7 protein-coding genes are annotated in these 5,707 nt (G+C 63.1%); 1 reads left to right on the top strand and 6 read right to left on the bottom strand.

Going from position 1 to position 5,707, the window contains the following annotated elements:
* Positions 1-90: 90 nt before the first annotated feature.
* Complete coding sequence (locus ACIBG5_RS43530) at positions 91-486, bottom strand: hypothetical protein (RefSeq protein ID WP_396397978.1); 396 nt, start codon at positions 484-486, stop codon at positions 91-93.
* A 160-nt stretch (positions 487-646) separates the two neighbouring features.
* Here ACIBG5_RS43530 and ACIBG5_RS43525 point away from each other — a divergent pair, with 160 nt between their 5' ends.
* On the top strand, positions 647-1,408 hold the full coding sequence (locus ACIBG5_RS43525; RefSeq protein ID WP_396397977.1) for a hypothetical protein: 762 nt from the start codon (positions 647-649) through the stop codon (positions 1,406-1,408).
* Positions 1,409-1,811: 403 nt separating this feature from the next.
* Here the strand turns inward: ACIBG5_RS43525 and ACIBG5_RS43520 are convergent, their stop codons facing one another.
* The 5 genes from ACIBG5_RS43520 to ACIBG5_RS43500 all read right to left on the bottom strand — a co-directional run bounded on the left by ACIBG5_RS43520 (position 1,812) and on the right by ACIBG5_RS43500 (position 5,523).
* A complete protein-coding gene (locus ACIBG5_RS43520) occupies positions 1,812-2,264 on the bottom strand; it encodes a hypothetical protein (protein WP_396397976.1) in 453 nt (150 codons plus the stop codon).
* A 1,038-nt stretch (positions 2,265-3,302) separates the two neighbouring features.
* Positions 3,303-3,620 carry a hypothetical protein gene (locus ACIBG5_RS43515; RefSeq protein WP_396397975.1) on the bottom strand — a complete coding sequence of 106 codons (318 nt, stop codon included), beginning with the start codon at positions 3,618-3,620 and terminating at the stop codon, positions 3,303-3,305.
* A 117-nt stretch (positions 3,621-3,737) separates the two neighbouring features.
* Complete coding sequence (locus tag ACIBG5_RS43510; protein ID WP_396397974.1) at positions 3,738-4,310, bottom strand: SGNH/GDSL hydrolase family protein; 573 nt, start codon at positions 4,308-4,310, stop codon at positions 3,738-3,740.
* Between the two features lie 157 nt (positions 4,311-4,467).
* A complete protein-coding gene (locus ACIBG5_RS43505) occupies positions 4,468-4,803 on the bottom strand; it encodes a toxin-antitoxin system YwqK family antitoxin (RefSeq protein ID WP_396397973.1) in 336 nt (111 codons plus the stop codon).
* 87 nt (positions 4,804-4,890) lie between these two features.
* Positions 4,891-5,523 carry a histidine phosphatase family protein gene (locus ACIBG5_RS43500; RefSeq protein ID WP_396397972.1) on the bottom strand — a complete coding sequence of 211 codons (633 nt, stop codon included), beginning with the start codon at positions 5,521-5,523 and terminating at the stop codon, positions 4,891-4,893.
* Positions 5,524-5,707 lie beyond the last annotated feature (184 nt).

Raw genomic sequence — 5,707 nt, 5'->3', positions numbered from 1 at the left:
CCCTCACGCAACACCAACGCAGCAGCAGGACGATTGGCCATGCCTCATCATCCCAACCACCAACCGTAAATCAACTAACGACGCGCGGCACTAGCGGCGTGGGGCTTGTTTCCAGAGCGCCGCGATCGCCGCAACCTGCTCGTTGAGGTCGTGATTGCTGACATCAATGTGATGATCCGCGGGCGGAGGATGCCGCGCGTCTTCCAGGTGAAGAGCCTCGAACTCTTCGCCTGTGAGGTACTGCGTGCGGCTCATCGCTCGTCGCCGGGCTTCATCCATCGTCACCTGGAGGCGGATGACGACGGCGTTCGGGAGCCACTGCCGATACAGCGGCATCGTGTCTTCAGTGATCACATCCGACATCACCGTCTCGATGTCCTGCGCCACGAAGTTGCGGGCCAGGCTGCAGGCGTTCTCCACACCCAGGCGCTGCTGGCGTCGTCCGTCTTCCCCGTCCCACGGGGCTGCGTGGCCACTGACGACCATCTGGCGTACGTCGTCGACGTCAATGACGGCCGCTCGCGGACGCGATTGAGCCAGGAGTCGCGCTGTCGAACTCTTCCCGACAGCCGGCCCGCCAGTGAGGACGAGCGGTGGTCGCATATCAGCAGTATCCCGGGTAGCGCTGCGGTTAGACTTTCCTCATATGAATAAAGAAGCGGGGATATTCTGGGTCGGCGGTCCGGCGGCGGCGGGCAAGACCACGGTAAGCCGCCTGCTCGCGCGAAAGCATGGATTTCTCTGGTACAGCGTAGATGCCCATGCATTCACTCATGAGCAGCGCGCAGCGGCAGCCGGGCTTCACATCATGGGCACCGGCCCAGGAGAGTTCGACCGCAGGCCGATGATCCTGGAAGACGTCCACGCACTGCCTATGCATACATCGGTTGTTGTCGAAGGCGCATTCGTAACCCCCACTATGGCCGGAGTTGCCAGGAACGCAGTGTGGCTGATGCCTTCCCGAGAGGAACAACTCGCAAGACTGGAGCATAGGCATCCAGGCGGCGTGCACAAAGACCGTGTCTGGGGACGGAATCTCGTCCAGAGCCAACTCGAGGGAACCAGCGCAACCGTCATCGTGGTCGATGGTCAGACTGTCGAGCAAACCCTCACCGCGGTCGAGCAGAGCTTCGGCACAACCCTGGAATCCTCCCCCGCAGCCCGCACCACCGAAGACCGGCAGTCTTTAATTCGCATCAGCAATCGCCAACTAGCCAAACAGGCAACCGAAAGACTGCAATCAGGACACACCAAGGACAACGGGCACCACGCGGTCTACGCATTCGATTGCGAGTGCGCACACCCAACCTGCAATGAGCTCGTCGACCTCACCGTCGAGGAGATGCGACCATTGCTCGCCCAGGCAGCCCCATCAGTTGTCTCACCCGAACACTCCAACCTGACCTGAAGGGACCATCCCTCAAAACGGTGTCCTGTCCGCCAAGGGAGGGCCTGACCACACTCTCCTCAAACCACAGTGCCCGGAACGGGATTCGAACCCGTGCGCCTGTGAAGGCCGCGAGGTCAGGGCAGGCCATCTAGGCGCAATCGCTGGCCGACCGATGAGCATCTCAAACCGTGCCGGTCGGTCTGGTTGCTGTACTTCGATGCTGTACAACGGTCGGCTTGGCGATGCCGACCGCTTCCATGCCATGCGCGTTGGTCAGATCTGTAGTGGCAGCACTACGCGCCGGCCATCAGCGGTTGTGTTGCTTCCGCCCTTGGCGAGGGACCGGGCGTGATGCCCGATCCCTCATTGGCTTGGCGGCGATACTGCCGCCTCCGTTGTCAGGTGTCTGTCAGGACGTCGGTCAGCTGACTGGCACCGTGATCGTGTCGGAGACTACGCCGTCTTCGAGAAGCGTGATAGTGGCGTCCCCGAAGGTCACATCAGTGATCTCCGGTGTCCACTGATTGTTCGGGCAGGTTGGCGTCGGAGGCAGTGGCTCCGGACTGTCGCTTTCGAGACTGAACCTGAACTGCCCGTTCCGTGGGGTCGCGAGCGGGCCGCTGGAACCGGACACCGAGACCGCTGTGTCCTGACCTGGGGCGACGTTGCCGCCCGGGTTGGTGCACTCGACCGTGGCGATGCCGTCGGCCGCGACCGTGATTTCGAAGGTCGTGCCGCCGAGGCCGGCAACCTTGCCCGTGCACAAGACGGTCAGACCCTGGTCACTACATGTCGGCGTACCAACGAAGTGGCCGCTCTGCGCGAATGCGGGCGTTGCTGTCAGCCCGAAAATCGCGAGCACGGTGGCCAGCATGAGTACTACAGTTCGCTTCATTTCATCCCCCAGCGCAACACGGCGGGAGCCGCTGCGCAGATGATCAACTGGGTGGGGCATGGGGTCTCCGTTGGGAGACATGACTGATCGTCGCTCTGCCCTTGCGGGCTGGTGGCCCGCGGGCCCTGGTTTCCGCTGATGGGGCCATGTGCATCCCCGGAGATCCGGAACCGGTCCGCTGGACCGGAAGGTCTCCCGACGGCCGTCCTCGGATACAGACTGCAAGCACGACCAGTATCGCGACCGAAACTGCCTGCCCGCCCCTGCACCATTGCTCCCCCAGAGCTGCCGGCGTCGCCGGGAACTCTCGGCTCGAAAACCTACGCTTGCCGATACGGCTCGGCAATAACTAGACCGAACATTCTCGTAGAGTCAAATCGGTGGAACAGATCGTGACGACACCTGGAGAGCCTTTGCCGAACCACACGAGGGTCGTAGCGACATCTTAGGTCAATCGTTCGACTTGCCCAGCAGACTCTTTGCCCGGGTGCACACTCAGTAACAGTCCGTGCCTTGCGAGTATCTGCCGGGAAATTCTCGAGTGTCTTACAGCGGGCCTATTCGTTGCGTCCTGATCTCTTGCCGAGCAATATCTTGGACGAGGATCTACGAGAATACCGGACCATAAATCAGTGGAATTGCGTCTACGGAGAGCAGACCGCGACATCTGCCGCGCAATAATTCGCCTTGACGACGTTGACGGTTACATGTCAAAGCGGCCTACCGGCAGACCTCCGCATCGCCCGATAGCTGCCGACTGCCTCGGCGGCTCATTGGTGCGAGCGAGCAGGGAGGAGATATCGATGGTGGTCTTCTACGGGATTGACTGGCCGAGCATCACCACGATGTTGCGATGGTGGACGCGGTTGGGGAGGTGGTGACCAAGCGCCGGATCAGCGACGACATCACCGGATTCACCCAGCTGACCGAGCTTCTGTGTGCCACCTGTCCGCCCGGTGATCTGCGACAGTGCGAAGCACGGATCGCGGCGTGTGCGTCCGTTGGTGATCGCCGGGCTCAGTCGAAGACCATACGACCGGCACCGACCTTGGGCGCCTCTCCATCGAAGTACCAGCGCGAGAGGGCGTCGTCCTCACCCAGCCAGATCATCTCTCCGCCAGGCTCCACAAAGGGCGCCAGCGCGGTCCACAGGTGCAGGTCATCTCCTATGTTCTCGCCGACAAACTCGACGCCATACAGCTCACCGTCCGGCTCCAACATCGGCTCGAAGCGGAACGCCCGCAGGATGTCGCCCAGGTCCGTGATGCCTCGATCCTGGCGGGCAGCGTGAAGGCCCAGTGGCGGCGCTTGACGCCTTGCTCGTCGCGGGACCATCCAGTCTTCAGGTCATCACGACGGTCGAGATCACGAATCGCCGCCAGTGCCGCGTCCGCACTCGACGCGGGAATGACGACCTCGCCCTTGATGAGGCTGACGGAGTAGCCCATATGCCTATCTTGCCTGGAGACCTACCGCACCACTGGGAGGAGTCTCACTGGTGCTCGCTTCGATCGCGCCGGCGATCTCCGGCACCAGCTCCTGGTAGGCCGCACGTGTCAGGTGCATGCCGTCGGCGTCGAACGCTGCGGGACCTAACCTGTCGGCCACCGCCCGTACGTCCAGTGCAATGCCTCCGGCCGCCTTGACGAGCTCGGTCAGCACCCCGGCGTAGACCCGGATCAGAGCGTTGACTTCGGCGGTGTCGAACGGCTCCGGAGCACGGGCTAGGCCCGGTGGCACGAGGGCGATCCAGCGACCACCGCGTTCCAGCTCTCGCGACACGTTCTCGCGGAAGAGCGCCGGGGAGCTGGCGAATGCGGGATGGTTGTCGCTGCTGCCGATTGATAGCACGATCGCGTCGTAGTCCGACAACGTCCGGTCGCCGATCTGGTCCCGAAGAGATCCGGACCAGGCGCCGCCGACGGCCCGGCACTCGATGGAGGCGCCGAACGCTAGCGGTACGAGATCCGCGAGCCCGTGATAAAGCCGAGCGAGGTTGCTGTCGCCGAGAAGCAGAACCGTCACGCGGTCATCCTGCCCCAGTGCGCCGACAAACACCGGCGGACAGCCTCGGCCCATGTCGAATGTGCCAGCCGACGCGCGAGCACAGTCGTCGGCATGACCGCGCCTTCCGTCTGCGGCATGAGCGGTCGTTTCGTTCGGCGCGGGATTGGGACAGCGCTCACGCGTCAGACGGTGGAGCGTTCACCCTTCTGTCGTGGTCCCACCACTGCTCTGAGATCACAGCCCCGCTCTCGTCGTAGGTGCGACTCACGCCGTGGCGGAAGTCGGCGCGCCAGGAGTCCTCGGCTCGGAGCCGTCCTGAGGCATCCCAGTCCCGAGCCGGTCCATGCTGTAGACCGTCGACATAAGAAAGTTCGCTACGGGTGCCGTTCTCCATGACGTCGAAGGCGATGCCCGTGAACGGTTGACCCCGATAGTGCATGACCAAGTCTGGCCCGAACTCCAGTTCAGCGTCGGACACCCGCGCCGTACTGCCTCCCTGGCCCTCGTTCACGCGAGCACAATGCCACGTCCCTCCCCGCGTACTTGCTCATGGGGCATGACCGCGCACGGACAGCGGCATGTCAGTGGGTTCGTTGGGTCAGTCGCGGCGAAGGTGGGTGGTGTCGTTGAGTTCGACAAGGGTGCGGTTGTGGAAGTAGTCGTCCTCGCGGAGGTGGGTGATGCTGCCCGTCTCGACGCGGAAGCTGGCGTAAGCGAGCGCATCCCACGGGATCCGGAGCCAGTGCGCGATCACAGGACTGGCTGAACCGCCGTGCGTCACGACGATCGTTGTGGGGGCCGGCGCGCTCATTATCTGGTCCATGCCTCGGTACACCCGCCGTACCCATTCCAGCTTCGTCTCGGCGCCGGCAAGTCCTTCGTCGTGGTCCATGCGCTCACCAGTGGCCGGAGGTGGGATGAACCGTTCCCGGAACCAAGCGTCCGGCTGGCCCTCACCCTCGCCGTACGACTTCTCGCGCAGTTCGCTCATGCTCACTGGTTCTCGGCCGAGCCGCTGTCCGATTGCCACGGCGGTCTGTGTGGTTCTCGTGAGGTCGGAGGTGAACACCGATACCCCAGCGCCGTCGTTCACCCGCTGAGTCAACGCGTCGGCGATGAGTCCGGCGTCCACGAGACCTACTGGCGTCAGTTCGGAGTCGTACCAACCGCCCACTCGGTCTTCCCGGTGATGTGTGGTCTCGGGGTGTGTGACGACGTACAGGTTCAGCATTTGATGGATTCTGGCATGGGCTGGCATCAAGCAACTCGCTCGTCGGCACGACCTCCTTCACTCGCGGCGGCATGAGAGTGCGTTGGCGCCTAGTGTCGCGTGTCGTTGATTAGTTTACGTCTGGGTTCGGGGAGAATCGGTGTCATGTATGTGGCCCGGGCTCTGCGGCTTCGTGATGGTGATC

The organism is Kribbella sp. NPDC050241 (assembly GCF_044459685.1).
Taxonomy (GTDB): Bacteria; Actinomycetota; Actinomycetes; order Propionibacteriales; family Kribbellaceae; genus Kribbella.
The sequence above is the reverse complement of the archived record's forward strand: the minus strand, read 5'-3'. Positions and strand labels throughout refer to the sequence as shown.

Excerpts from the sequence above, each read along its gene's own strand:
- ACIBG5_RS43530 (WP_396397978.1), bottom strand. The coding sequence starts at position 486 with ATGGTCGTCAGTGGCCACGCAGCCCCGTGGGACGGGGAAGACGGACGA.
- ACIBG5_RS43525 (WP_396397977.1), top strand. The coding sequence starts at position 647 with ATGAATAAAGAAGCGGGGATATTCTGGGTCGGCGGTCCGGCGGCGGCG.
- ACIBG5_RS43520 (WP_396397976.1), bottom strand. The coding sequence starts at position 2,264 with ATGCTGGCCACCGTGCTCGCGATTTTCGGGCTGACAGCAACGCCCGCA.
- ACIBG5_RS43515 (WP_396397975.1), bottom strand. The coding sequence starts at position 3,620 with ATGGTCCCGCGACGAGCAAGGCGTCAAGCGCCGCCACTGGGCCTTCAC.
- ACIBG5_RS43500 (WP_396397972.1), bottom strand. The coding sequence starts at position 5,523 with ATGCTGAACCTGTACGTCGTCACACACCCCGAGACCACACATCACCGG.